Source organism: Anaerostipes caccae L1-92 (genome assembly GCF_014467075.1).
Taxonomy (GTDB): domain Bacteria; phylum Bacillota; class Clostridia; order Lachnospirales; family Lachnospiraceae; genus Anaerostipes; species Anaerostipes caccae.
Map to the genome: position 1 here is coordinate 2,725,179 of NZ_AP023027.1, position 24,469 is coordinate 2,749,647.

A 24,469-nucleotide genomic window follows, 5' to 3' on the forward strand; every position below is an offset into this window, starting at 1 on the left:
TCATGGATGCTTCACACCCTTTGATCTCTGCTCCGTAATATTATAGCAAACTTCGACAAAATAGAAAAGATAAAGAAAGGTGAAACTATGTCAGAAAAGAAGCAAGTCTTCCACGGAAGCGACTTAGAAAAAATAGAAGAAATATATGGGATTAAAAAAGAAGACATCATTCCTTTCGGAGGCAACGTAAATCCCCTCGGGATCTCCCCGCTGTTTCGGGAAAGCCTGATCCGCCATGTAGATGCTGTCTGCACGTATCCCGACCGCGACTACAAGTCCCTGCGCTCCACACTGAGCCTGTATGCCCGGATTCCTATGGAGCATATCATTGTCGGAAACGGAGTGACAGAGCTGATCAGCCTGACCATGCACCTTCTCCGTCCGAAGAAAGCTCTGCTGCTTTCCCCGACTTACTCTGAATACATGCGGGAAATTTCTATGATCGGCGGCACCTGTCTGGAGTATAACCTGAAGGAATCCTCGGACTTTTGCCTGGACATCGAAGACTTGAAACACTCCCTCACCGATGATGTGGATTTATTCGCATTCTGCAATCCAAACAATCCCACATCCAGTGCATTAAACAAGGACCAAATCTCGGAGATCCTTTCCCACTGTAAAAAGCACGGCATCTTTGTTTTGGCAGACGAGACTTACGCAGAGTTTGCCCCGGATATAGACGATGTCACTGCCGTACCCCTGACCCGAAAGTTTGACAATCTGTTTGTCCTGCGGGGAACTTCAAAGTTCTTTGCTGCACCGGGCATCCGCCTCGGCTACGGGATCAGCGGAAATGCGAATTTTATCAGGGCAGTGGAAGACAAAAAAAATCCATGGAGCATCAATACTCTTGCAGCGCTTGCAGGAGAAGCAATGTTCATGGATACAGACTATATTAAAAAGACGAAGGCTTACATCGCAGAAGAGCGCAGAAAATGTACGGACAGACTTTCAGGCACCCCTGCTTTTAAGATTTATCCAGCCTATGCCAATTTCCTTCTTGTCCGGCTGACGGACGGCACCACTTCTCATGAGATGTTTGAACGCTGTATCAAGAAAGGGCTGATGATCCGTGACTGTTCAAGTTTTGAAGGGCTTGACGGGGAATATATCAGATTCTGCTTCCGAAAAGAAGAGGAAAATAATGCTTTGCTGGATTCTCTTCTGCAAGTATGAGTTTATTGTTTGACATAAAATATATATTTCAGAAACTGCAGTGTCACATAGATCAGCAGAGCTGCCGAAAGCACGGTCTGGAAATCTACGATCCATTTTAAATAGGTTACCGGATATCCCCACTGGCTCAGTGTGATAAAAGCTTCTTTTAATGCTGCGGCACTGATCACAAATGGAAATGTATAAGCGGCAAACGATGGTGTAAACGGCATGACAATATATTTTAATCCCGCCGCAAGCACAAAAACATATAAGATTACAGATAAAACCGTTAGTACGATTACCAGCCATGCCATTGGCTTTTCAAAGCAGTTTAGGTACCCTGCCAGCAGAAGGCTTGCGGGTGCCGCAAAGATACAGACCAGCGGCTGATACTCTTCCGGTATTTCCTTGACTTTTGCATATCTCTTTATAATCGGAACAGCAATGATCACCGTAAAGAGAAGGGCTGCCCAGAAAAACCAGCGGCCAATCTCTCTCATATCAGCGTTGGGAGCCGTCATGCTGCTCATCGCCAGTCCGGCATAGAAGATAAAAAAGCTTGCATACACATTTTTAATGTTAAACTTGTAATATATAAAGTGTCCGTTGAAATATACCAAAAGATACACATGCACCGCCAGTGCAAGAATCCACAAGATAGAAACGGCATCCCCCACATAAGGTTTGATATAAACGGTCAGGACAAGCAGACCCATGGAAAACGCACCCGAAATACTGCAGTTTACCGGATCTTCCAGTTCTTCTTTTACCATGTCGAGACAAGTTCCGGTCTTTAACAGCAAAAGGATCAGCAGACAGACGGCCATGGCTCCGCAGACTGACTTTAAAGTTACAGAATAATTTTCTATCATAATTCCCATGGCGGCAAAGCCGAGCATCGGCCCTGCCAAAGGCAAAGGTATTCTCTCTATCGTGTTTTTCATTTTTATCCTCCTTGTGTTCTAGTTTTCATATAGATCTTTCAGGATCGCCCCGGCACTTTTCTTCTGATAGCCTTCCGGGTCTTCCATAATATGATTTCCCGAAATATCCCATCTCATCTGTCCGTATTGGGTAAGATAACTCCTTCCCCTGGAACAGTCCGGATATCTTGTGTACCATTTTCTATGATACTTTTTCATATATTTTCTTGCAAGTGCCAGTGCCTGGCTTTTTTTCTTTCCTCCCGGTGTGGCCGTTCCGGAAATCTGCACTCCTTTCGGACTGGAATGAACCAAAACGACACTGCCGTCTTTACAGGAGCCGATGACGATCCATACGTGGCCGCAGCTTGAAGATCCCATAATGTCTCCTGCTTTGTAGTCTGTCACCTTACTCTTGCTTTTATATGTTCCCCAGCCTTTTTGGGCAAACAATTCAGGCTGGTCTTTTGCTTTCCGCACATAACCGCCTCTGCCCGGTACCGTATTTCTGATATTATACACGGTCCACCCGACGAAGCCGGAGCAGTCCAGGCCTTTTCCTCTGCGGTAGCGGTACTTTTTATAATTATACCCCGAATTCTGCGACAGGAAAAATCGGTTCCACTCCCCGTTCAGTCCGATCCGCTTCCCGTCTTTCCCGGTTCCGGTATCGGCTTTATTCCATCCTCCGCCCCAGATGTATAAGGTGGTGCCCACCGGGGCTGCGGCTGTTTTCAGAAAATTTTTAATAGTAGATTCTCCTCTGGCTGCCATCGATACTTTCACTGTTTTAGAAAATCTGCTGTAATATTTTTTCTTTTTGTATTTCCTGAAAGAACGGACTTTAAAACAGTAATTGACCCCGGGCTTCAAGCCTTTGATCACATGTCTGGATGACTTTGAGACAGCTTTTTTTCTATACTTTTTCTTCGCTTTGTCGTACAGATAAATCTCCGTCCCTGTGGCTCTTTTTCCCTTTACCCAGGACAGAACAATATTCCTTTTTACGCCGGTGGCCATCACTCCGGAAGGCTTCCCGGGTTTCTTCGATGCTCCCTGAATTTGTCTCTCTCCTCCTGCCCATACCAGCATCATACAGAGTGCTGTAAGCAGTATCCTCTTTGTTTTCATGATTATGTATCCTCTGTTTCATTTATTCGATAAATCCGAGTATTTCCTTATATATCTGGCCGGAACATGATTCGTTCAAGATTTCGTGTCTGCATCCGGGATATAGTTTCCCTTTTGTGTCTGCATACCCAAGCTCCTTTAAAAAAGAGACAGCATTCCAGAATTGTTTTTGGGATATGATACACGGATCATCTTCTCCTGCGATAAACAGAATCGGCAGATCTGTCTTTTTCTTCTCCCATCCTCTCCGGCTGTATGTCTCATCCATCAGATGAAACAGATTTAAAAATCCGTTGTTTGTAAAGACAAACCCGTCCAGCGGTTCTTCATCGTACTTCCTGACGTTATCTTTATCGTAACTGATCCAGCCGTTTAATGATTCTCCGTCCCTGAGCTGCTTATTGAAGGCTCCGAATGCCAGTTTGTGAAAAAACAAGCCTTTCTTCCGGTCTCCGCAGATTCTGCATGCAATCTTTGCCATCCCTGCGGCTGGTTTTGCCAGAGGATTTTTACTGGGACTTCCGCATACGGTCAGCGAACTCAGCTCCCAGTCATACTTTTTCAAATAGCACCGCACAATCAAAGACCCCATACTGTGCCCAAATAAATGGACAGGCAGGCCGGGGAACTCCATTTTGATCCACTCCGTAACCTGATGGGCATCCTCCACAACGGCCCGTCCGGAGGTGTCGTAAAAATATCCAAGATCGTCTTCTCTTTCTATGCTCTTACCATGTCCTCTGTGGTCATGGATCACTGCGGCATAGCCCCGGTTTTGCAAATATTCCATAAAAGGAAGATAGCGTTCCTTGTGCTCACTCATCCCATGGCAGATCTGAACCACTGCCCTGGGCTGATTTTCTGGTGCCAGTATTAAAACATGGAGACGATGACGGTCTACTTCTGATTTTATATACAATTCTCTCTTCATACTCCATCCTCCGATTATTTTTATCCTGTCTGTTATGATGTATTATACTCGTTTTGCTTTACCTTGGAAAGAAAAACAGCTATAATTATCTTGTAATGTATTCTAATTTTATTAAGAACACAGGAGGACAGTTATGAAGAGATTAAAAAGAGTTCTGGCACTTACTTTGGCTGCCGTGATGCTTTTTACACTGGGAGGATGTAAGAAGAAAACTCCCGAGGAAGTATTGGAAGCTGCCACGAAGAAGATGAGCAAAGTAACATCTGCCGATATGAGCGGAAACATCAAGATGAAAATGAGCAGTACATCATCCACCAGTTCCAGCCTTGAGATGAACATGGGACTCAAGATGAAAGCTACCGATATGACATCCGAGGACATGAAAATGGATATGGACATGACCATGGGCATAGCCGGACAGGATCTGAACTTTAAGGCTTATTACACCGACGGTTACTATTATATAAACTATTCCGGTCAGAAGCAGAAACAAAAGATGGATTTTGCTGCCATGCAGAAACAGATGGAAAACACTGCCGGACAGTTCAACACAAACGCCAAAAACTACAAAGGTCTGAAGATGGATAAGAAAGGAGACAACTATGTCATCTCCTTTAAATTAAAAGAAAAAGCCCTGAATGACTATGTCAATAAGATCATGGGACAGATGAATTCCACAGGAGTCGCAGGTGCCGGCACCAATTATGCGGACCAGGTAAAATTTGAATCTATGTCCGGTACCATGACCGTCAATAAAGACTCAGAGATCACCGCACAGAAGATCAACATGGTTGTTTCAAGCAAAGAAGATACGAAACTTAAAGTCAAGATGATCCTGGACTTTAAGTACCACAACATCGGAAAAGATGTGAAAGTAACACTTCCTGATGACCTTGATACTTATAAGGAAGCTCCTGCTGCTTCCACCACAGCACCTGCCGCAACAACAGCACAGTAACTAAAACGGGCCTTCCGGATCTCTCCGGCAGGCCCATATTTTTTCCTTATTAACGTTCTTTTATCGGTGTATAGGTTTTATGCCCGGCCACGCCTTTGTACGCCGGTCTTATGATCCTTCCGCCGTTTACAAGCTCCTCCATCCTGTGTGCGCTCCATCCCGCAATTCTCGCGATAGCAAACAGCGGAGTATACAGCTCGTAAGGAAGATCCAGCATACTGTAAATAAAACCGCTGTAAAAGTCGATATTTGCGCTGACGCCTTTATAGATTCTTCGCTCTTCGGCGATGACTTGTTTTGCCAGCTTTTCTACATTGGTATATAAAGCATATTCCTTTTCTTTTCCCTTTTCTTTTGAGAGTCCCTCTACAAAGTAACTTAATACCTTTGACCGCGGATCGGAAATAGAATAAACCGCATGCCCCATTCCATAGATCAGTCCGGACTGATCAAAGGCCTCTTTCCTCACGATCCTGGTCAGGTATTCTTTCAGTTCCTTCTCATCCGTCCAGTCCTTTACATGTTCTTTGATATCAGCAAACATCTGAACAACCTTGATGTTTGCTCCCCCATGTTTCGGTCCCTTTAAAGAACACAGTGCCGCTGCCACAGAAGAATATGTATCTGTTCCCGAAGAGGAAACCACGTGAGTCGTGAAAGTCGAGTTGTTTCCGCCGCCGTGCTCCGCATGGAGAACCAGAGCAAGATCCAGGATTTTTGCCTCCAGTTTTGTATACTTGCTGTCCGGCCTTAACAGGTACAGAATATTTTCCGCCGTGGACAGATTCTCTTGAGGCGGATGGATCACCAGGCTTTCTCCTTTTTCGTAGTGGCTGTATGCCTGATATCCGTAAACCGCCAGCACAGGGAAAAGTGCAATCAGCTGAAGTGACTGCCTGAGCACATTCGGTATAGAAGTATCACTGGCGTTATCATCGTAAGAAAATAACGTAAGCACACTTCTCGCCAGCGTATTCATCATATCCCGGCTCGGAGCCTTCATGATAATGTCCCGGACAAAATTTGTCGGAAGCTGACGGTATTCCGCCAGGAGCTGTTTTAAATCCTGAAGCTGTTCCTCATTGGGCAGTTCCCCGAATAAGAGAAGATAAACTGTTTCCTCGAATCCATACCGCTCTTCTTTGATAAATCCCTGGACAATATCTTCAATGTCAATTCCGTGATAGTATAATTTTCCATCACATGGAACAATCTCTCTGTCCTCGACCATATAGGACATGATCGTCGAAATATCAGTCAGTCCTGCCAGTACACCCTCTCCGCTCTGTTTCCGCAGTCCTCTTTTCACGTCATACTTTTCAAAAAGAGTGGGATCGATTTTCTTCTCACACTTTTTTGCCAGTTCTTCAATTTCGGGTGTAATTTCAGAAAACTTATTCGGCATATTTTTTATCATCTTGATTGCTCCTTTCTTACTATGATTCTTAACAATTAAAAGCCCTGTTTACCGCACTGTCAGGCAATATCGTGGTACTTTCCGAGGAATTCCCTCGTCCGCTCATTGGCCGAGTTAAACACATCCTCCGGAGCCGCGTCTTCCACGATGACCCCCTGGTCCATGAAGATGACCCGGTCTGAGATCTCCTTCGCAAATGCCATCTCATGGGTGACAATCACCATAGTCATATTCAGGTCTGCCAGGGATTTAATGACTTTCAGCACCTCTCCGGTCAGCTCCGGGTCCAGTGCAGAAGTCGGCTCATCGAAGAACAGAATCTTCGGCTCCAGAGCCAGCGCCCTTGCTATGGAGACTCTTTGGGACTGTCCGCCTGACAGTTCACACGGATAAGCATCGGCCTTTTCTTCGAGTCCGAGCTTTCTGAGCAGTCCGAATGCCTTCTCCCTGGCCTCTTCTTTCGGGATACCGGCCACCTGTACCGGGGCCTCCATGACATTTCTCAGCACACTGTAGTGTGGAAACAGATTGAAATTCTGAAAAACAAATCCTGTCTCCATCAGTATTTTCTTTTGTACCTCTTTTGACGCATACTCCGGTGTGTCTCCGTTCATGGATACCAGCGTATGTCCGTTGATCTCGATGGTTCCCTTGGTCACCTTTTCCAGCTGATTCATGCATCTTAACAGCGTGGATTTTCCGGAACCGGAGGAACCAATGATCGTCACGATCTCTCCGTCGTTAATTTGGAAAGAAATATCTTTTAAGACCTTCAGCTTTCCGAAATTTTTCTGGAGATTAGTCACAGATAAAACACTCATTTTCTTTCCTCCTTAACGATAATAACTCATCCGTTTTTCCAGGATGCCAAAAACTTTAGATACAATCATATTCATGATCAGATAAAAAATACCTGCCACGATCAAATATTCCATCCCGCGGCTTCTGGACATATTATTGGCTGCGACCACATAAATTTCCATGACACCGATGACATGTGCCAGGGAAGTATCTTTTACAAGAGTCATGCACTCACTTCCCATCGGCGGCAGAATGATCTTGACTACCTGCGGCAGAATGATCTTAAAGAATGTCTGTGCCTTACCGAATCCAAGCACTTTTGCAGCCTCGTACTGTCCGTTCGGTATCGCCTGAATTCCGCTCCGGTAGATCTCCGCAAAATAAGCGGCATAGTTTAAAGAAAATGCCACAACCGCTGCCATAGTCCGTTCGATTCGTATGCCTAAAAGCAGATTCAGACCGAAATAAAAACCGTATAACTGGAGGATCAACGGTGTACCTCTCATAATCAGCAAGTAAAAACGCACCGGAAGCTGAATGATCTTAAATCTGGTCATTCTCCCAAGCGCCAGTACAAGCCCCAGTGTCAGGCCGAAGACCAGTGTGAGGAAAAAGATGATCAGCGTCTGATCCAATCCGTTATGTAACAGCATATCTGCAATGCCAGGCAGTTTTTCAAACCATTGTATGATACCATCTATCATTTTTTTGCTCCTATAAGTATAAATTTTCCGGAATTTTTCTGTCAGAAATTAATTTCTGTGTTGGTGAAAAAATCAAGAGGCTTTGAAAAAAGCCTCTTGCTTCTTGTCTCTTATTTGATTGTTGTCAGATCTTCGCCAAACCATTTTTTACTGATCTTAGCCAGTGTTCCGTCTTTTTTCATATCCTTTAACTGTTTTTCTACTTCTGCTTTCAGTTTTTCATCTCCGGTACGGAAACCGATAACATATTTCTCAGTAATTAAATTGTCATTTAAGATCTTGAATTTTCCCGGGTCCTTCTTCGCGTAATATTTTGCAACCACTTCATCCATGACAGCTGCATCACAGCCATTTCCAAGGTCATTTAAGATCTCAACATTGTTGCCGAAGTATACAATCTTTGCATTTTTTAATTCTTTTGTCTGGTCAACAGCATCTGCGGCCGTAGAACCTTTCTGTACTCCCACCTGCTGCTTTTTAATATCTTTTAAGCTCTTGATCTTGCTCTTTTCCGGTACGAGCAGCACCTGGTGGTTATCCATGTAAGACTCAGAACAAAGCATCTCTTTTGCCCTGTCTTCGCTGTATGTCAGTCCGTTCCAGATACAGTCGATGGTCTTTCCCTGCAGTTCCTGGTCTTTGGAATCCCAGTTGATCGGCTGTAATTTTAATTTGATCCCCATTCTCTTGGTGACTTCTTTTGCCATGTCAATGTCAAAGCCTACGATCTTCTGATCCTTGTCTGTGAATCCCATAGGAGGGAAAGAGGCATCCAATCCCAGTATTAATTCTTTGTTGTCTTTTACATACTGAAGTGACTCGTCTGTCTTACTTTCTTCTTTCTTTGAACATCCTGCCAAAAGCATAGAACCTGCCAGCACAGCACTTACGCAAAGCACTAATAATTTTTTCACTCTCATCCTAAAACTCCTCCGTTTTTATTTCCTGTCATGATAGCACATTAGTGTACTAAATTCATACGTTAATATACTATCAAACTACATGCTTTTTGTCAATCTCCATGGATAGTATTTCCTGCCGTTCTGCCTGGAAAATCCTTGTTTTTGCGGTGTCATCCGTGTTATAGTAAACTTATCTTTGGTAAAGAAAGGAAGGGGAATATCTACCATGAGAAAAAAAGGAATGAAAATACTCGCTATGTCTGCGGTACTGAGCATCTCGATGACTGCCTCTGTCTTCGCAGGAAGCCTGTCACTGCGGTATTCCGGGAAAAACCGCACATACAAGGGGAAACAGCTCACGTTTTATTATAAAGGAAAAAAGATTAATTTAGGAAAGGCCCCGGGCATCCAGATCAACAAGGTCAACATGCTTCCATATTATAATGCCATCGTAAAGAACGGACCGAAAGTAAAGAGAAGCTACAATAAAAAGACCGGAAAGCTGGTACTGACCAACGGCAAGAAAACGATTACGTTTTATAAGAATAAAAAATATGCCTATACCAACGGGGTGAAACGGACGTTTACCACTGCCCCGCTGACTGTAAAGTATCGGAGCATCAACAAAAACTATATTCTGCTCCCGGCAAAATTTACAGCCAAGTATCTGGGCATCAGCTATACATACTCAAGCTCTGCAAAACGTATTGATTATGCAAAGCCAGCGGCGGCAAGCAAACCCGATTCTACTGTGAAGTCCAATACAACGACAAAATATAATACGACACTGACTAATTACATAAAAAAACAGCAGGCCCAATGGAAAACTTACGGCGGAAAGACGATAGACTATAAAAAATACATTCCTGTAACTACGGATAATACGAACAGTTTTCAATTTCTTCGCGTAGACACTTATCATGCGGTTAATTCTTCTAAGTTTAATTCCACACTCCAGACTATGGTTTCCAAAAAGTCCGGAAGTGTTCTGTCAGGAAAAGCCTCAGTCATTACGAATACTGCAAAGACTTATAATCTCGACCCACTTTATTTTCTTTGCCAGACAGTACATGAAAGCGGTTATGGGACAAGTACTTTGGCTAAAGGAATCAAATCTCAAAATTTAAAAGATACGAAATTAAAGTCTCAAGATTTAAAAGGTAAAATTGTTACCGGTGAATCTCTGATAAAAGACTCTTCCGGTGAGATCACAGCATTTAAGTACATAGCCTCTAAAGATAGAAACAGTAAACGGAAATATGTCAAAACAGAAAGCGGATATTTGGAAGTAAAAACTTTATCCGCAGCGGAGCAGAAAAAAACAGTCTATAACCTCTATGGCATAAAAGCGGTCGATGCTGCTCCACAGTTGTGTGGATTCACTTACGCTTATAATCAGGGCTGGACGAGTGTGGATAAAGCCATTCAGGGCGCCGGTAAATTTTTATCTAAATGGTATGTTCACAACAATACATATAAACAAAATACACTCTATAAAATTCGTTATAACCAAAATCTAAATAATCTCTGGCATCAGTATGCCTCTGACCCGGCCTACGCCCAGTCCATCGGCAAGCTGATGAATACATATCAAAGTGTTTATTCCAGCACCAGCGGATTTATTTATGACACACCAGTATTCAACTAGAGAACAGAGCAGTCAATAAATAGCTCAGGTACAAATCCTGGGCTATTTTTTATTTCCCAAAACCAATCTTTCTTCCTCTGTTCCGTTTTAAATATTACATTTATATTACGAATTTATTGTATATTTTTTAATATAATGCTATACTTATATTACATTTTAATTACAATAGGAGGATAAATAAGTTATGAAGAAACGAATCATTGCAGTATTTACGATATTATTTGCCTTTACATCGATTTTATCCGTTTTCCCAAAATCGGATATCTCGGCTGCGTCCTTAAAGATCAGATACGGAGGCAAGACAAGATACTATACGGGAAAACAGCTAAACTTTACATACGCTAAAAAAGGGATTTCCACAAAAACACCAGGCATTCAGATGAAGAGTATTAACATGATCCCTTATTACAGTATTCTCGTAAAGAACGGGCCCAAAATCAAGCGCAGTTACAGCAAAAAAACAGGCAAACTTGTACTCAAGTACAAGAACAAAACGCTGACTTTCTATAAGAATAAGAAAACCTGCTATGTGAACGGCAAGAAGAAAACATTATCCGCTGCACCCGTCTCAGTCAAGTACTACACGACCAAAAAATATAATATTCTGCTTCCGGCTAATTTTACGATCAAGAATTTAGGACTGGACTATTCCTATATCTCTTCAGCAAAGAGAATCCACATCAACAAGCCGGGAAACAGCTACTTATATACAAAAAACACAGCGACTAATTATAATAAGAAGACATCCGATTATATCAAGGCACAGACGGTAAAAACCTACGACAAAAAGAAGATCAATTACAACAATTATGTTCCAACCAGCACTGATCCGACTCACGGCTACCAGTATTTGCGTTTGAATACATACCGCACCGTCAACAGCTCAAAGTATAACAGTCTCTTAAACAGTAAGGTAAAATCCAAAAGTGTGCTGAAAAACAAAGGTTCTGTTCTCAATAGCGCTGCTAAAACTTATAAGATCGATCCTGTTTATTTCCTCTGCCAGACGATTTTGGAGACCGGTTATGGTACAAGCACTCTCTCACAGGGCAAATCGATTACCAAGGTTATCACAGGAAAGTCTGTTGTGAAAGACAAAAAAGGCAATGTCACAGGGTTTCAAAAAGTAAACGGCAAATATCAGACAAAGAAGATTTCATCTAAAAAGGTATACAATTTATACGGCATCAAGGCCTATGATTCTGACCCACAGCTTTGCGGATTCAGCTACGCATACTATCAGGGCTGGACAAGTGTGGACAAAGCCATCAAAGGCGCTGCAAAATATGTCAGCCAGGAATATATTAATAACAGTACCTACAAACAAAATACCCTGTACAAATTCCGCTACAATCCAAATACCAAATACATCTGGCACCAGTATGCCACAGATCCGGGATATGCCCAGAAGATCGGAAAACTTATGTACAGCCAGTTCAGAAGCGCTTATGCGACAGGCAATACACTGACATTTGACCGTCCAAAATTTAAATAATGTTTTTTAACCTGATCTGCTAAAACTCACAAAAAGCTCCTGGGTCCTCCTTATTGAGGGACTCAGGAGCTTTTATTGCTCTGCCTTCTTTATTTTTTCTTTTTCCTAAACCCTGCCGCAAGTCCGGTCAATGACGCCCCGAACACAAGGATGAGACACAGGATCTGTCTCCCATCTCCTGTTCTGCTGACGCGCTTCCTTCTTACTCTTTTCTTATATTCCCATTCCGGCACCGTCTTTTTCTTTTTTGGCTTTTTCGCAGTTGTAGGTGCCGCCGTAGTCTCCGTCCTGTCCGCTTCTTTCCACTTCGCCTTTAACTTTACATCACTGTGAACCGGAGTCTTGAAATCCCACTTCACTTCATTTCCGTCTTCATCTATATAATACCAGCCTTCAAATACATATCCCTCTTTTGCAGGGTCCCTCGGAGCTTCCGCACAGTCGCCTCCTTTGACTGTCTGTGTTTCCGGCTGGTAGTCTCCTCCGTCAGGATCAAAGGATACTCTGTGATCTCCTGTCAGCGTCACCTTTACTGTGGCTTTATTTCCGTCAGAAAGGGAAAAGGTGAGGTCAAAAACTCCCGTTTTTCCATCTTTTTTTGCTTTGTTGATCACTGCCAGCTGTCTTTCATCCACCAGAATCTTTGCATTATCCAGGTTCTTGTCTTTTCCTTTTGCCTGGCAGAGTTCGATGATCTGTTCCTCCGTAAAGGGCTCTCCCTTTGTAGGCTGTGTCGTATGGTTCGCTCCGATCACAGAAAAAGGATCATCCTGTCCTTCCTTTGCGGCATCTGTTCCCTCATCTCTCAGAAATACAGTGATTGTAACCGTTGTATTGTCCGGCGTCCGGAAAGTCAGAGGAAAATCGCCGGTCTTCCCTGCGGTCTTTGCTTCATTGATCGCTGCAATCTGCTCTTCCTCCGCAAAACTAAGATCCTCTGTCGGAATCTCCGTCCCGTCTTTGTCCACCGCTTTAACCATGGACAGCTCTTTCAGCTGCTTTTTCGTAAAACCGTCGCCGCCGGTTTTGCTGATGATATGTTTCCCCTTTATCATCTCACCTGTGTCCGGGTTTTCTGTAATCGCATCGTACTCACCGACCAGTGTGACCGTGACGGTTACTTTATTTCCCTTTGCATCAGAATAGGTCAGCTCAAACTCCCCGGCTTTCCCCTGTGTCTTATGTTCATTGATCTTTTTGAACTGTTCCTGATCCACAGAGAAATCGTCGAGAGAAATATTGTTGCCTTCCTTATCTTTACCTTTTACCTCACCCAGATGCTTGATATCCTCTTCTGTAAACGGGCTGCCCCCCGTTTCCTTTGTAAAGTCATTGGCTCCGATCTGTTCTTTTATGTTCTCTTTATCAAATCCCCCTGCATCCTCACCGTCATTTCTTAAGAACACTGTCACCGTTACTTCCGTGCCGTTGGGAGTCGTATAGGTCAGAGGAAAATCCCCGATTTCTCCCTTTGTCTTCGCGGCATTGATAACTTCCAGTTCCTCCGGTTTTGCCAGCGTCAGCTGTTCCGGCAGAAAGTTTGTCCCGTTTTCCTGTTTCCCCGTTACCTTTGTAAGATGATGAAGCAATTCCTCCGTAAACGGTTTCCCGCCGCTCTTGCTGATCACATGGTTGGCTCCGATCTGCTCTTTCGTATCATCCTCGATTCCGTTCACATCCCGGAACGGTCCAAAGTAAACCTTCGTGTAGAATCTTCCTACCCGGATATTGGTCTTCCCATGAAATGGCGTTCCCTCCATAAAGCTGTAATCCTCAAGGCTCGTGCCATCCTGAATATATCCCTGATAACCTGGGTCAGGCTCTGCCGTTACATTGCTGACATAATCATTCCCTCCGGCCGCTCCGATCCCGGGCATATTTGTACTTTTATCTCCTATCGCGATGACAACCGTGTCTCCGCCGCTGATATGCACATTTTTTAGCTTATAAGTATCTGCATCTCCCACACTTGTCCCTATTCCAGGTGCATTTTTGCCTCCCCGTGCCTCAATTTTACCTCCAGTTATATAAAGGCCATCGAAGTCAGCTCCGAATCCTCCACCTATACCAGGTCCACACTCAGTCCCTGTTGTTTTGATATTTCCTCCTGAGATATAAATATTTTTTGTATACGCGACTCCTCCAAAGTAAGATTGTGTATTACATGCAGAACCGATTCCCGCTACATGAGTACCTCCGCTGACTTCAAGATTTCCCCCTTTGATCCGAAAATTACAAAATCCTCCTTCCCCTGCTTTTCCAGCATTAGATATTGTACTGCCAATAGCTCCTGCGTGAGGCACATTTCCCTTTGCAATCAATGTGCCGCAGCTGTCATCACACTGATGTCCTTCTTTATCTGCGTATTCACATTGTACGGTTAAAAATCCGTCCATTCCTTCCTTGGCAAGTGCAGCTCCTCCTACCGACCCAGTCGTCCCATAATTACAATCCAATTTATTGATACCTCTCAGTGTGATCGTCACATCTGCATGTGAAACAATCACACAGCTCTGGGTCGATCCGTTGCTTGCAATCTCTACGCTGTCTAGTGTCAGTGCCGTCTTGACCCCTTTTGCTACAACTACATTGTACGAATTCGTTTTCCCTGTAATATAATAACCATTCGGATTCAGCTCTGTCTCTGCCTCTGAAAGTCCTCCGCCTGATGCACCAGTCTGATTGATCCTGATATTCCCAAGACTCACATCCAGCATGGTCTGTCCTTCTTTCGTCTTTTTCAGAGACTTTTCAGAAACTTTATTCACCAGAGGGACGATCGTCTCATCAGCATCCAGGAATGTTTCTGTAATATTTTCTGTATTCTTAAATCTGCTTAAGCCCCCCCCCAATTTCTTCCATGTCTTTTGACAAATCTCCCGCTTGGGTACTGGTTTCGGTCTCCGATTCTTCTGTTGTCGATTCTGTATCCTCTGTATTTCCTATGTCCGCTTCAGGCTTTCTATCTTCTGCCTGTTCTGCCTCCACTTCTGCTGCTTCCTGTACCCCGGACTCCGCAAAAACCATAGCCTGTCCCGTCCCAAATACAATGACCAACAAGAAGACTAAAATTTTTCTTTTCATAACTGCTGCTCCTTTTCCTCGTAATCTGACATTTTTTCTTATCAGGTATTGGTACCGTAAAAAAGAGTTAGACCAAAAACCAATATTTTTTATTCCACAGAACAGTTTTCCTGTGGAACAAAAAAAGAAGGAGCACCAGCATGGCAATCCTTCTTGATCTCAGTTATTTCTGCCGGAAGTCAAAAATTTCTGTTGTTCCGTCCTTTGATTTTAAATGGAGTTCAAAATCATTCACAAAAACAGAAAAATACAGAACCTTTTTCTGACTGCTGTAACTTTCCGGTCTGAAAATCTTTCCTTTCTTGTCTTTTGCAAACGTGCTTTCGAAGTTTACATCTCCGGTCACATAAATCTCAAGCCTTTCCTTCTTCTTATCCGCCCTGATTCTGGTCACATTTACCGGAACCGACACTGGCACTGTTTTTTTCACTTTCTTTTTCGGTATCCGTAGTCCGGACAGATCGTGAGTCTCCCAGTCCGGACTTTTCAGCTGAATTTCATGGAAGTCCTGCTCCGGAAGATCCGTGCTCCCGAATACAAGAACTCCCGTGATTCCGACTCCCGCGGCCACGGCAGCTCCCATCACAGCCTTCTTGATCATGAGAGTGCCCTGCTTCACTCCTTTTTTAGATGCATAAGTAAGAGACTCCCGCAGGAACGGATAGAGAGTAAAAATACCGAAGCTTCTGATGTTCAGCACATCCCGTTCCTCCTGAGGAAGCATCTCGATCTGTTTTTTCAAATTCTTTCTGGCGTTAAACAAAAGATTTTTTACTGCATTCTCTTTGCAGTCCAGGACCTTTCCGATTTCTTTCATCCGCATCTGCTGAAAAGAGTAAAGTAACAGAGCAGCTCTCTGCTTTTCCGGCAGCTTCTGGATACACCTGTTCAGCAGTTCTGACTTCTCATTCTGCAAAACTATATCCTGAGGAGTTTCACTGCTGTCCGTCAGACTTTTTATAAATTCAATGTTGTCATCCCCGATAAAAGCTTCTTCATTCTCTTTTATAGATTTTACGCAGCAATGATATGTAATCTGGCGCTGCCAGGCACAGAACGCCATATTATCTTTTAAAGACGGCAGAGACCGGTACACTTCCAGATAGATTTCCTGAAGAAGATCTTCCACCTTATTTCTATTTTTACAGAAATTATAGACAAAATAACGGGTCGGCTCTATGGTCGCTTCGTACAGATAGGCAAACGCATCTTCGCTGCCCTGTTTCGCCTGTTCTACATATGGAACCAGTTCCTCATACCTTTTCTCTCTCATCTTTTACCCTTTTCCTTTTCAGCTTCATGTTTCGATGCAAAGTATAAAGGAGAATGAAAAAAAAATCAACCGGGGGAATTTTCCTCCCGCCGGCTGATTTTTTAAAAAAGTACCAAAATCAGTCTTCAATATAGGCTCTTAGAGATTTCGTTTCCTTTTTCATTTTCAGCTTTCTCAAAGCTTTTCCTTCGATCTGGCGTATGCGCTCTCTCGTCACATGATATTCTCTCCCTACTTCCTCCAGTGTCCAGATCCTATTTTCTACAAATCCAAAACGCAGCCTTAAAATCGTCTGTTCACGTTCGGTGAGTTCTGACAATATCTCATTTATCTGTTCAGAGAGAATTCCCTGCTCCGCCGTCTGATATTGTTCCGGCATGCTCTCGTCCGCTACAAAATTCATGAGCATCGCATCTTCCTCTTCTCCGACCGGAGAGTCTAGAGATACAGTGTCACTGTACAATCTCATGATCTCATCCATCTGATCCCTGCTGATTTCCATCAATTCTGCCAGTTCATCTGCATTGGGTTCCCGTCCGTTTTCTTCTAAAAATTTTCTGGCCGCACCGCTGACTTTCCCCATCTTTTCTTTCATGTGGACGGGTATCCGGATCGTCCTGGCCTGGTCCGCGATAGCCCTTGTGACAGACTGCCGGATCCACCACATGGCATAGGTACTGAACTTGTATCCTCTCCGGTAATCAAACTTGTCCACCGCTTTCATAAGCCCTATATTGCCTTCCTGGATCAGATCCAGAAGCGCCATGCCGCTGCCTGCAGCATACCTTTTTGCAACACTGACGACCAGACGCAGGTTGGAATTGATCATTTTATCTTTTGCCGACTGGCTTCCCGCTTCAATTTCCTTTGCCAGTCTTTCTTCCTGGTCTTTGGAAAGCAGCGGAATCCTGCCTATCCTGTGCAGATAAGCCTTCACTGAATCCTCCATCACAGCATTTTCAGCTTCCGCCGTGTCTGCATGGCCTGCCGCTGTAAAATCCGAAAATTCTATATTTTGGTCTTTCAGACGGCCGATAACATAATCAAATTCCTGCTCACTCAAACTCTTATCAAAGACCTGATCGACCTCATCCAGCTGAATGACATTATGGTTCTGCCCGGCAGCCTTTATAAGTTCTTGTATCCGTTCCTCTATCTGCACTGCAGTGTAACTCCTTTCTCTGAAAAATAACAACGTGGACAAACTTTCCTATGGAATAAAAGAAGACCGGAGTTAATTCCGGTCTCAGCATTTTGTATTATATACTTATTTTACCACATTTTTTAAATTTTAATAAGTTTTCAGAAAAATATTTTTAAATTTTATTAATATCTGACATTTACTCATCCATATAATTTGTACATTTTGCACAAAATTTTATTCATCCAGCGCATCCCGAAGGCTTTTTGTAAACTCATATACCTTTTTTGGACTGTCTTCTCCATACTCGCTGATGATCTTTACAATAGCGCTGCCCACGATCACGCCGTCACAATACTGACTCATCTTTTTGGCCTGTTCCGGACCTGAAATTCCAAATCCCACCGCACAGGGAATATCTGCGTTTTTCTTAATCACATCAAAAAATGCGTCAAAGTCTGTGGAAAACTCATTTCTCGTCCCTGTTACACCAATAGATGAGACACAGTACAAAAATCCCTCTGCGTCCTTCGCAATGGATTCGATTCGGTCGTGAGAAGCAGGCGTTACCAGGCTGATGTTGTCAACACCATGAGCCGTAGCTGTTCCCTGTATCTCATCCTTCTCCTCAAACGGCATATCCGGCACGATGACACCGTCAATCCCGCATTCATTACAGAGGTCAAAAAAACGTTCCGTCCCAAAACGGTAAATCGTATTTAAGTACATCATCATCACAAACGGTGTATCCGTTTCATTTCTCAGTTCCTTCACCATCTTAAAAATTCCGGCCAGCGTAGTTCCGCCTTCCAGCGAATGCTGGCTGGCTTCCTGGATAACGATCCCTTCTGCTATGGGATCAGAAAACGGAATTCCGATCTCTACGATATCCGCACCGGCATTTACCATACTCATGATATTTTTCTTAGTAGTCTCATATCCAAAATCACCGGACACGATATAGGTAATCAGCGCTTTCTGTCCATTTTTCTTTCTCTTCTCAAATGCTTCTTTAATTCTCATCTAACTTCACTCCTCTATATCTTGCTGCCTGAAACACATCCTTGTCTCCCCGGCCGGACAGACAGATCACAACACTTTCATCCTTTTTCATATTCGGGACAATTTCCATTGCCGCGGCTACCGCATGGGCTGATTCAATGGCCGGAATAATCCCTTCCATCTTTGTTAAGTACTCAAATGCGCATACTGCCTGTTCATCCGTGACGCTCACATATTCTGCCCTGCCAATGTCATGAAGGTGGGCGTGTTCCGGTCCGATTCCCGGATAGTCAAGACCTGCGGAAATAGAATAAACCTCATCAATCTGTCCTTCCTCATTTTGAAGAAAAAGGCTCTTCATTCCGTGAAAAATACCCTTGCTTCCCCTGGCGATCGTGGCCGCATGCTGGATTGTATGAACCCCTCTTCCCGCCGCCTCGGCTCCGACAAGGCGCACATTCTTATCTTTTACAAAGTCATAGAAAGCTCCCATGGCATTGCTCCCGCCGCCCACGCAGGCGATCACACAGTCCGGAAGTTTTCCTTCCTTTTCCTGCATCTGGCGTTTCGTCTCTTCCCCGATGATCTTCTGAAAATCCCTGACCATGGTCGGATAAGGATGAGGCCCCATAACAGAACCGATGCAGTAAAAAGTTGTCTCAATATTCGTAGCCCAGTCTCTCATAGCTTCGTTGATCGCGTCTTTTAAGGTTCGCGTACCGCTCTGCACGGCCACAACTTTTGCTCCCAGCAGTTCCATCCGATAAGCATTGAGACTCTGGCGTTCCACGTCCTCCGCTCCCATGTAGACGACACATTCCATATCAAACAGCGCCGCCACTGTGGCTGTGGCCACTCCGTGCTGCCCTGCTCCGGTTTCGGCAATGATGCGCTTTTTGCCCATCCTCTTCGCAAGCAATATCTGCCCCAGCACATTGTTGATCTTATGGGCTCCGGTGTGATTTAAATCTTCCCTTTTCAGGAATACCTTTGCACCTCCCAGATCTTTGGTCATACGCTTTGCCTCGTAAAGCATAGACGGCCTGTTTGCATAGTTTTTATAATATTCATGCAGCTCTTCCAAAAAGTCTGGATCATTTTTATATGTTTCATATGCCTCATTCAGTTCATTGACCGCGTTCATCACGATCTCAGGCACATACTGTCCTCCGAAATCTCCGAATCTTCCGATTTTACTCATCTTTTCCTCCTCTTACACACTGTATTACCTTGAGCATCTTTTCCCTGTCTTTTACCCCTTCAGTCTCAATCCCGCTGGAGATATCAATCCCATACGGCTCTGCCTTTTTTAAGATCTCCGGCAGATTCTCAACCGTAAGACCTCCCGCTATAAAATACGGTTTCCGGATATCTGCCTGGTCAAGCACCGCAAAATCCATGACTTTCCCCGTGCCTCCATAAGACTCTTCTGAGAAACTGTCCAGCAAGAGCTTATCCGCCGGGAGTCTCTGTGCCTCCTGAATATCTTTTACCATTCTCACCCGGACAGCTTTCCATAGTTCTTTTCCGGTTTCATGTTTCACTTCTTTGATGTACTCTTCTCCTTCATCTCCGTGCAGCTGAATGATGTCGAGTCCCGCCTCTTCTGATATGGAAATCAGGGACCGGAGCGGTTCATTTACAAAAACGCCGACTTTCTTAATGGACGGGTCCAGCTGTTCCCCCAATTTTTTTGCCTCTCTGCCGCTGACTTTTCTTCTGCTCTCAGCAAAAACGAATCCTATATAGTCCGGAAGGCACTCATTTGCGTAAATTATATCGTCCGGTCTGCGAAGCCCGCACATTTTAATTTTCATAGGCTTCCTCTCAGTTCATTGATTGTATTTTTAATATCTCCTGAACGCATCAAAGTCTCTCCGATCAGCACCGCATCGGCTCCGTACTCTTTCACTTCCTTTATATCGTCTCCGTTTTTCATGCCGCTCTCAGAGACGAGCACTGCATCATACGGTACCAGTTTTGCCAATCGTTTCGTAGTATTCAAGTCCACATGAAATGTTTTCAGATCCCGGTTATTGATGCCGATGATATCACATTTGCAGCGGATGACTTTTTGAAGTTCCTCCTCATTGTGGACTTCTGTCAGACAAAACAGTCCCAGAGATGCCGCCAGCCAGGAAAGCTTCAAAAGTTTTACTTCCGAAAGGATCGCAGCGATCAGCAGGACTGCATCGGCTCCCAGCACTTTTGCCTCATAAATCTGGTATTCGTCAAATATAAAGTCTTTTCTCAGGATCGGCAGGTTTACGCTGGCTCTGATATCCGCCAGATACTTACTTGCTCCTTTAAAAAAATGTTCCTCTGTCAGACAGGAAATAGCGTCTGCACCGGCTTCTTCATAGGCTTTCGCCTGCTCTGTTGGACGGAAATCTTCTGAGATGATTCCTTTGGATGGGGACGCTTTCTTTACTTCGGATATAATCGAAATTCCATCAGCCTTCAGTGCAGCTTTAAAATCCAGGGAGACTCTCTTGGAATGTAAAGCCATCTCCTTCATATCTTCCAGAGGGAAATTTTCTTTTTCCCTCTCAAGCTGTTCTTTTCTCTTCTCTACAATATCGTCTAAAATCATTGGTGTTCTCCTAATAGCGATTGGTAAATTCAATGAATTGGTTGAGTTTTTCTATGGCACTGCCGGAGTCAATGGACCGCCTTGCCATCTCGATTCCTTCCTTCATATCTTTTGCTGCCCCTATGGTATAGAGGGCGCTTCCCGCATTGAGAAGTACGATGTCCCTTTTCGGCCCCTGTTCTTTTCCCGTCAGAATTTCTCTTGTGATCACCGCATTTTCATCCGATGTTCCTCCTTTGATGGAGTCCTTTTCTGCCATAGGGATTCCGAATTCTTCCGGGCTGATCTTATAAGAAATCAGCTTCCCGTCCCGTATCTCACAGATACTGGTCGTATCGGATATGGAGATCTCATCCAGGCAGTCATCCCCGTACACGATCATTGCCTGCTTCACACCCAGATTCTGCATGACTTCCGCCATAGGTCTCAGAAGATCTTCCTCGTATACACCCAGTACAATATAATTTGTCATGGCCGGATTTGCCAGAGGCCCTAAAATGTTAAATACAGATCTCACTCCAAGCTGGGCCCTCACAGGTCCGGCATATTTCATAGAGCCATGGTGTGTCTGTGCAAACAGAAAGGCGACTCCCACCTCCTCCAGGCATTTCTGATTCTGCTCCGGAGAAAGTCCGATCTTGGCACCCAGGGCTTCCAGCACATCGGCCGCCCCGCTTTTAGATGAGACACTTCGGTTTCCATGTTTTGCAACCTTCTGTCCCGCCCCTGCAATCACAAATGCGGATGTTGTGGAGATATTAAAACTGCTGGCCAAGTCACCGCCGGTTCCTACAATATCAATGGCCTCTGTCTCATTGGGAACAACGGCTGCTTTCGCGCGCATGACTTTTGCAAATCCGGTAATTTCATCCACAGTCTCATGGTTCATGCGCAGCCCTGTGACAAAACTTGCGATCTGCGCCTGGGTCGCGCCTCCTGACATAATGCAGTCCATAGCTCCGTATGCCTCATCAGCTGTCAGATGTCTTCCCTCGACAATTTTTTCTAAATATGGTTTCATCGCAGTTTTCTGTGCCGGTTCCATCTCTTCCACCTTCTTTTCTGTCTTTGTCTCTATACCTGCTATCTTTAAGAAATTTTCAAAAATTGCTTTTCCGGATTCCGTCAAAATAGATTCCGGATGAAATTGTATCCCGTACACGTCATAGTCTCTGTGTTTTACAGCCATGATCTGTCCCTCATCGTCTTTGGCCGCAACCGTGAGCACTTCCGGTATCCCCTCCCTCTCAAGAATCAGAGAATGGTATCTGGCTGCCGGGATTATTTCCGGCAGTCCCTGAAACAGAGGAAGACTGCTGTCAATCTGAATCTTACTCTGTTTTCCGTGCATCAGAGTTTTGGCACGAACCGTCTTAGCCCCGAATACCTCACCGATGGCCTGGTGTCCCAGACAGATCCCAAGCACCGGAACTTTTCCTGCAAAATACCGGACTGCCTCCTTTGAAATACCCGCAGATTCCGGATATCCGGGTCCCGGAGAGATAATCAGCGCTTCGATCTCTCTTTGTGCCAGTTCTTCCACTGTAATCTCATCATTTCTGACGACTACAATATTCTCATACAGCTCGCCGATCCCCTGACAGACGTTATAAGTAAAGGAATCGTAATTGTCTATTAATAAAATCATAATTCTGCCGCCTCCTTAATCGCATTGATGACTGCCAGCGCTTTGTTTTTAGTCTCTTCGTATTCTTTTTCCGGTTCTGAATCAGCCACAATTCCAGCTCCTGCCTGGACATATCCTTTCCCATCTTTAAAAAGCACCGTACGGATCGCGATACACGTATCAATGTTCCCGTCAAATGCCAGATATCCCACGGTCCCGCCGTATAGCCCTCGCTTTTTATCTTCTAACTCGTCAATGATCTCCATGGCTCTGACTTTTGGGGCACCGGACAATGTGCCGGCAGGAAGTATGCTCATAAGGGCATCCAGTGCAGTTTTGTCTTCTCTCAGCTCGCCCTGTACGTCGCTGACTAAATGGGTCACCTTCGAATATTTTTCTACTGACATAAAGTTATCCACACGTACCGTTCCGAACCGGCTGACTTTTCCCACATCGTTCCGCCCTAGATCCACAAGCATCGTGTGCTCCGCCTGTTCTTTGGGATCATGCATGAGCTGCCGGACCAGAATATCATCCTCTTTTTTCGTTGTTCCTCTCGGCACAGTACCCGCAATCGGTTTCGTCGTCACGATTCCATTGGTGACACTTACGAGCATCTCCGGAGAGGCACCTGCAATCTGATAATCTACGAAGTCAAAAAAGTACAGGTACGGCGATGGATTTGTTGTTCTTAAACACCGGTAAACATCAAACGGATCTGCCTCGCTTTCCACCTCAAACCGCTGTGAGAGCACAACCTGAAAGATATCGCCGTTTCTTATGTATTCTTTTGCTTTTTCTACCTTGGATTTGTACTCTTCTTCTGTTATATTTGAAATTACCTTTGTCTCTTTTTTATCTGTACGTTCTTTTCTGGACATCCGGAAATTGTCGATCTGTTCGATCAATTTTCTTGCTCTTGGTTCCAAACCCTTATACTTTGTCTCCAGATCATCCTCCTCATGAACATTCTGGATCACGATCACCCGGTTTGTCAGGTGATCAAATGCGACAATCTCATCATACATGCACAAATGGCATTCCGGCATGTTCAGATCATCCTCGGGCACATTGACCAGTTTCTTTTCCACAAACCGAATGGTATCATAACCGAAATATCCGATAAATCCTCCGGTAAGCTTTGGTTTATCAACAAGTACCGGAGATTGGTATGCATTGACCATTTCGATTAAATATGCAATATGGTTTTCCACTGTCTGTTTTGTTCCGTCAATCTCTATTTCTGTGCCGTTTATCTTTACTTCCTTTTTTGGATTCACACCGATAAATGAATACCTTCCCCACTGATCTCTGTTTTCCACACTTTCCAGCATAAAGGACGGGGTACCGGCCTTTCGAAGTGCCATAAAAACCTGAATCGGTGTCACATGATCGGCCAGCACCTCATAAAACACCGGTACTGTCGGATAAATCGTCAATAAATTTTTCACCTGTTCTAATGTTGGACTTAACATAGAATCCTCCTATCTTTTCTAAATAACAAAAAAGGCCTGTCATCCCTCATACAAGGGACGATAGACCGTGGTGCCACCCAAATTTAAGAGTCCTTCTGAAATTACAGACTCTCCTCTAAGAGTACTCCGCCTAAGCTTTTATACTCCGTTCCCGTAACGTGGGATCACGTCGACAGTTACTGACAATATGCGTTCTCTGCGCTCCT

At 44.3% G+C, this 24,469-nt stretch carries 21 protein-coding genes and 1 other annotated feature (1 of these 22 running past the window's edge); of the genes, 4 read left to right on the plus strand and 17 right to left on the minus strand.

Features of this window, described 5'->3' with window-relative positions; genetic code table 11:
- Positions 1-87 precede the first annotated feature (87 nt).
- Positions 88-1,176, plus strand: a complete 1,089-nt coding sequence (locus ANCC_RS13255; protein ID WP_006565637.1) for a pyridoxal phosphate-dependent aminotransferase — start codon at positions 88-90, stop codon at positions 1,174-1,176.
- A 2-nt stretch (positions 1,177-1,178) separates the two neighbouring features.
- On the opposite strand, the gene ANCC_RS13260 is transcribed toward ANCC_RS13255, so the two are convergent.
- From ANCC_RS13260 to ANCC_RS13270, 3 genes are read right to left on the minus strand one after another with little or no spacing between them, the layout of a single operon-like run.
- The gene (locus tag ANCC_RS13260; RefSeq protein ID WP_006565638.1) at positions 1,179-2,102 is read right to left on the minus strand and encodes a TDT family transporter; all 924 of its coding nucleotides are present in this window, start codon (positions 2,100-2,102) and stop codon (positions 1,179-1,181) included.
- An 18-nt stretch (positions 2,103-2,120) separates the two neighbouring features.
- Complete coding sequence (locus ANCC_RS13265; RefSeq protein ID WP_006565639.1) at positions 2,121-3,212, minus strand: fibronectin type III domain-containing protein; 1,092 nt, start codon at positions 3,210-3,212, stop codon at positions 2,121-2,123.
- 22 nt (positions 3,213-3,234) lie between these two features.
- Positions 3,235-4,143: an alpha/beta hydrolase gene (locus tag ANCC_RS13270; RefSeq protein ID WP_006565640.1), complete on the minus strand. Its 909-nt coding sequence runs from the start codon at positions 4,141-4,143 to the stop codon at positions 3,235-3,237.
- Between the two features lie 133 nt (positions 4,144-4,276).
- Between ANCC_RS13270 and ANCC_RS13275 the strand changes: the two genes are divergently transcribed.
- Positions 4,277-5,101: a DUF6612 family protein gene (locus tag ANCC_RS13275; protein ID WP_006565641.1), complete on the plus strand. Its 825-nt coding sequence runs from the start codon at positions 4,277-4,279 to the stop codon at positions 5,099-5,101.
- Positions 5,102-5,150: 49 nt separating this feature from the next.
- Here ANCC_RS13275 and ANCC_RS13280 read toward each other — a convergent pair whose 3' ends face one another.
- From ANCC_RS13280 to ANCC_RS13295, 4 genes are all read right to left on the minus strand, one after another.
- The gene (locus tag ANCC_RS13280; RefSeq protein WP_006565642.1) at positions 5,151-6,518 is read right to left on the minus strand and encodes a citrate/2-methylcitrate synthase; all 1,368 of its coding nucleotides are present in this window, start codon (positions 6,516-6,518) and stop codon (positions 5,151-5,153) included.
- Between the two features lie 59 nt (positions 6,519-6,577).
- Positions 6,578-7,339 (minus strand): amino acid ABC transporter ATP-binding protein, encoded by a 762-nt coding sequence (locus ANCC_RS13285; protein ID WP_006565643.1) that lies wholly within the window; start codon positions 7,337-7,339, stop codon positions 6,578-6,580.
- A gap of 12 nt (positions 7,340-7,351) precedes the next feature.
- Entirely contained in the window at positions 7,352-8,023 is a 672-nt protein-coding gene (locus ANCC_RS13290; RefSeq protein WP_006565644.1) for an amino acid ABC transporter permease, read from the minus strand.
- Between the two features lie 110 nt (positions 8,024-8,133).
- A complete protein-coding gene (locus ANCC_RS13295) occupies positions 8,134-8,943 on the minus strand; it encodes an amino acid ABC transporter substrate-binding protein (protein ID WP_006565645.1) in 810 nt (269 codons plus the stop codon).
- A gap of 208 nt (positions 8,944-9,151) precedes the next feature.
- Here ANCC_RS13295 and ANCC_RS13300 point away from each other — a divergent pair, with 208 nt between their 5' ends.
- Positions 9,152-10,573, plus strand: a complete 1,422-nt coding sequence (locus ANCC_RS13300) for an N-acetylglucosaminidase (protein ID WP_156340215.1) — start codon at positions 9,152-9,154, stop codon at positions 10,571-10,573.
- A 184-nt stretch (positions 10,574-10,757) separates the two neighbouring features.
- The gene (locus tag ANCC_RS13305; protein ID WP_006565649.1) at positions 10,758-12,068 is read left to right on the plus strand and encodes an N-acetylglucosaminidase; all 1,311 of its coding nucleotides are present in this window, start codon (positions 10,758-10,760) and stop codon (positions 12,066-12,068) included.
- Between the two features lie 89 nt (positions 12,069-12,157).
- Here the strand turns inward: ANCC_RS13305 and ANCC_RS17845 are convergent, their stop codons facing one another.
- From ANCC_RS17845 to trpE, 10 genes are all read right to left on the minus strand, one after another.
- The gene (locus tag ANCC_RS17845) at positions 12,158-14,920 is read right to left on the minus strand and encodes an InlB B-repeat-containing protein (protein WP_006565650.1); all 2,763 of its coding nucleotides are present in this window, start codon (positions 14,918-14,920) and stop codon (positions 12,158-12,160) included.
- Positions 14,895-15,152 (minus strand): hypothetical protein, encoded by a 258-nt coding sequence (locus ANCC_RS13315; RefSeq protein WP_006565651.1) that lies wholly within the window; start codon positions 15,150-15,152, stop codon positions 14,895-14,897. Before ANCC_RS13315 ends, ANCC_RS17845 begins: the two co-directional genes overlap by 26 nt.
- 163 nt (positions 15,153-15,315) lie before the next feature.
- Positions 15,316-16,425, minus strand: a complete 1,110-nt coding sequence (locus ANCC_RS13320) for an RNA polymerase sigma factor (RefSeq protein WP_006565652.1) — start codon at positions 16,423-16,425, stop codon at positions 15,316-15,318.
- Between the two features lie 118 nt (positions 16,426-16,543).
- Positions 16,544-17,587, minus strand: a complete 1,044-nt coding sequence (locus tag ANCC_RS13325; protein WP_006565654.1) for a sigma-70 family RNA polymerase sigma factor — start codon at positions 17,585-17,587, stop codon at positions 16,544-16,546.
- A 216-nt stretch (positions 17,588-17,803) separates the two neighbouring features.
- Positions 17,804-18,589, minus strand: a complete 786-nt coding sequence (trpA, locus tag ANCC_RS13330) for a tryptophan synthase subunit alpha (protein ID WP_006565655.1) — start codon at positions 18,587-18,589, stop codon at positions 17,804-17,806.
- Positions 18,579-19,769, minus strand: a complete 1,191-nt coding sequence (gene trpB / locus ANCC_RS13335) for a tryptophan synthase subunit beta (protein WP_006565656.1) — start codon at positions 19,767-19,769, stop codon at positions 18,579-18,581. The genes trpA and trpB overlap by 11 nt, the downstream gene beginning before the upstream one ends.
- Entirely contained in the window at positions 19,762-20,385 is a 624-nt protein-coding gene (locus ANCC_RS13340; protein WP_006565657.1) for a phosphoribosylanthranilate isomerase, read from the minus strand. Before ANCC_RS13340 ends, trpB begins: the two co-directional genes overlap by 8 nt.
- A complete protein-coding gene (gene trpC / locus ANCC_RS13345) occupies positions 20,382-21,161 on the minus strand; it encodes an indole-3-glycerol phosphate synthase TrpC (protein WP_006565658.1) in 780 nt (259 codons plus the stop codon). The genes ANCC_RS13340 and trpC overlap by 4 nt, the downstream gene beginning before the upstream one ends.
- A 10-nt stretch (positions 21,162-21,171) precedes the next feature.
- Positions 21,172-22,809: a bifunctional anthranilate synthase component II/anthranilate phosphoribosyltransferase gene (locus ANCC_RS13350; RefSeq protein WP_006565659.1), complete on the minus strand. Its 1,638-nt coding sequence runs from the start codon at positions 22,807-22,809 to the stop codon at positions 21,172-21,174.
- A complete protein-coding gene (gene trpE / locus ANCC_RS13355) occupies positions 22,806-24,263 on the minus strand; it encodes an anthranilate synthase component I (protein ID WP_006565660.1) in 1,458 nt (485 codons plus the stop codon). The genes ANCC_RS13350 and trpE overlap by 4 nt, the downstream gene beginning before the upstream one ends.
- Before the next feature lie 50 nt (positions 24,264-24,313).
- Positions 24,314-24,469, minus strand: a binding site (T-box leader) (it continues 101 nt past the right edge of the window).

What these genes read in the sequence shown, in the direction of transcription:
- ANCC_RS13255 (WP_006565637.1), top strand. Translation starts at nt 88, where the DNA reads ATGTCAGAAAAGAAGCAAGTCTTCCACGGAAGCGACTTAGAAAAAATA.
- ANCC_RS13260 (WP_006565638.1), bottom strand. Translation starts at nt 2,102, where the DNA reads ATGAAAAACACGATAGAGAGAATACCTTTGCCTTTGGCAGGGCCGATG.
- ANCC_RS13265 (WP_006565639.1), bottom strand. Translation starts at nt 3,212, where the DNA reads ATGAAAACAAAGAGGATACTGCTTACAGCACTCTGTATGATGCTGGTA.
- ANCC_RS13270 (WP_006565640.1), bottom strand. Translation starts at nt 4,143, where the DNA reads ATGAAGAGAGAATTGTATATAAAATCAGAAGTAGACCGTCATCGTCTC.
- ANCC_RS13275 (WP_006565641.1), top strand. Translation starts at nt 4,277, where the DNA reads ATGAAGAGATTAAAAAGAGTTCTGGCACTTACTTTGGCTGCCGTGATG.
- ANCC_RS13280 (WP_006565642.1), bottom strand. Translation starts at nt 6,518, where the DNA reads ATGATAAAAAATATGCCGAATAAGTTTTCTGAAATTACACCCGAAATT.
- ANCC_RS13285 (WP_006565643.1), bottom strand. Translation starts at nt 7,339, where the DNA reads ATGAGTGTTTTATCTGTGACTAATCTCCAGAAAAATTTCGGAAAGCTG.
- ANCC_RS13290 (WP_006565644.1), bottom strand. Translation starts at nt 8,023, where the DNA reads ATGATAGATGGTATCATACAATGGTTTGAAAAACTGCCTGGCATTGCA.
- ANCC_RS13295 (WP_006565645.1), bottom strand. Translation starts at nt 8,943, where the DNA reads ATGAGAGTGAAAAAATTATTAGTGCTTTGCGTAAGTGCTGTGCTGGCA.
- ANCC_RS13300 (WP_156340215.1), top strand. Translation starts at nt 9,152, where the DNA reads ATGAGAAAAAAAGGAATGAAAATACTCGCTATGTCTGCGGTACTGAGC.
- ANCC_RS13305 (WP_006565649.1), top strand. Translation starts at nt 10,758, where the DNA reads ATGAAGAAACGAATCATTGCAGTATTTACGATATTATTTGCCTTTACA.
- ANCC_RS13315 (WP_006565651.1), bottom strand. Translation starts at nt 15,152, where the DNA reads ATGAAAAGAAAAATTTTAGTCTTCTTGTTGGTCATTGTATTTGGGACG.
- ANCC_RS13320 (WP_006565652.1), bottom strand. Translation starts at nt 16,425, where the DNA reads ATGAGAGAGAAAAGGTATGAGGAACTGGTTCCATATGTAGAACAGGCG.
- trpA (WP_006565655.1), bottom strand. Translation starts at nt 18,589, where the DNA reads ATGAGAATTAAAGAAGCATTTGAGAAGAGAAAGAAAAATGGACAGAAA.
- trpB (WP_006565656.1), bottom strand. Translation starts at nt 19,769, where the DNA reads ATGAGTAAAATCGGAAGATTCGGAGATTTCGGAGGACAGTATGTGCCT.
- ANCC_RS13340 (WP_006565657.1), bottom strand. Translation starts at nt 20,385, where the DNA reads ATGAAAATTAAAATGTGCGGGCTTCGCAGACCGGACGATATAATTTAC.
- trpC (WP_006565658.1), bottom strand. Translation starts at nt 21,161, where the DNA reads ATGATTTTAGACGATATTGTAGAGAAGAGAAAAGAACAGCTTGAGAGG.
- ANCC_RS13350 (WP_006565659.1), bottom strand. Translation starts at nt 22,809, where the DNA reads ATGATTTTATTAATAGACAATTACGATTCCTTTACTTATAACGTCTGT.
- trpE (WP_006565660.1), bottom strand. Translation starts at nt 24,263, where the DNA reads ATGTTAAGTCCAACATTAGAACAGGTGAAAAATTTATTGACGATTTAT.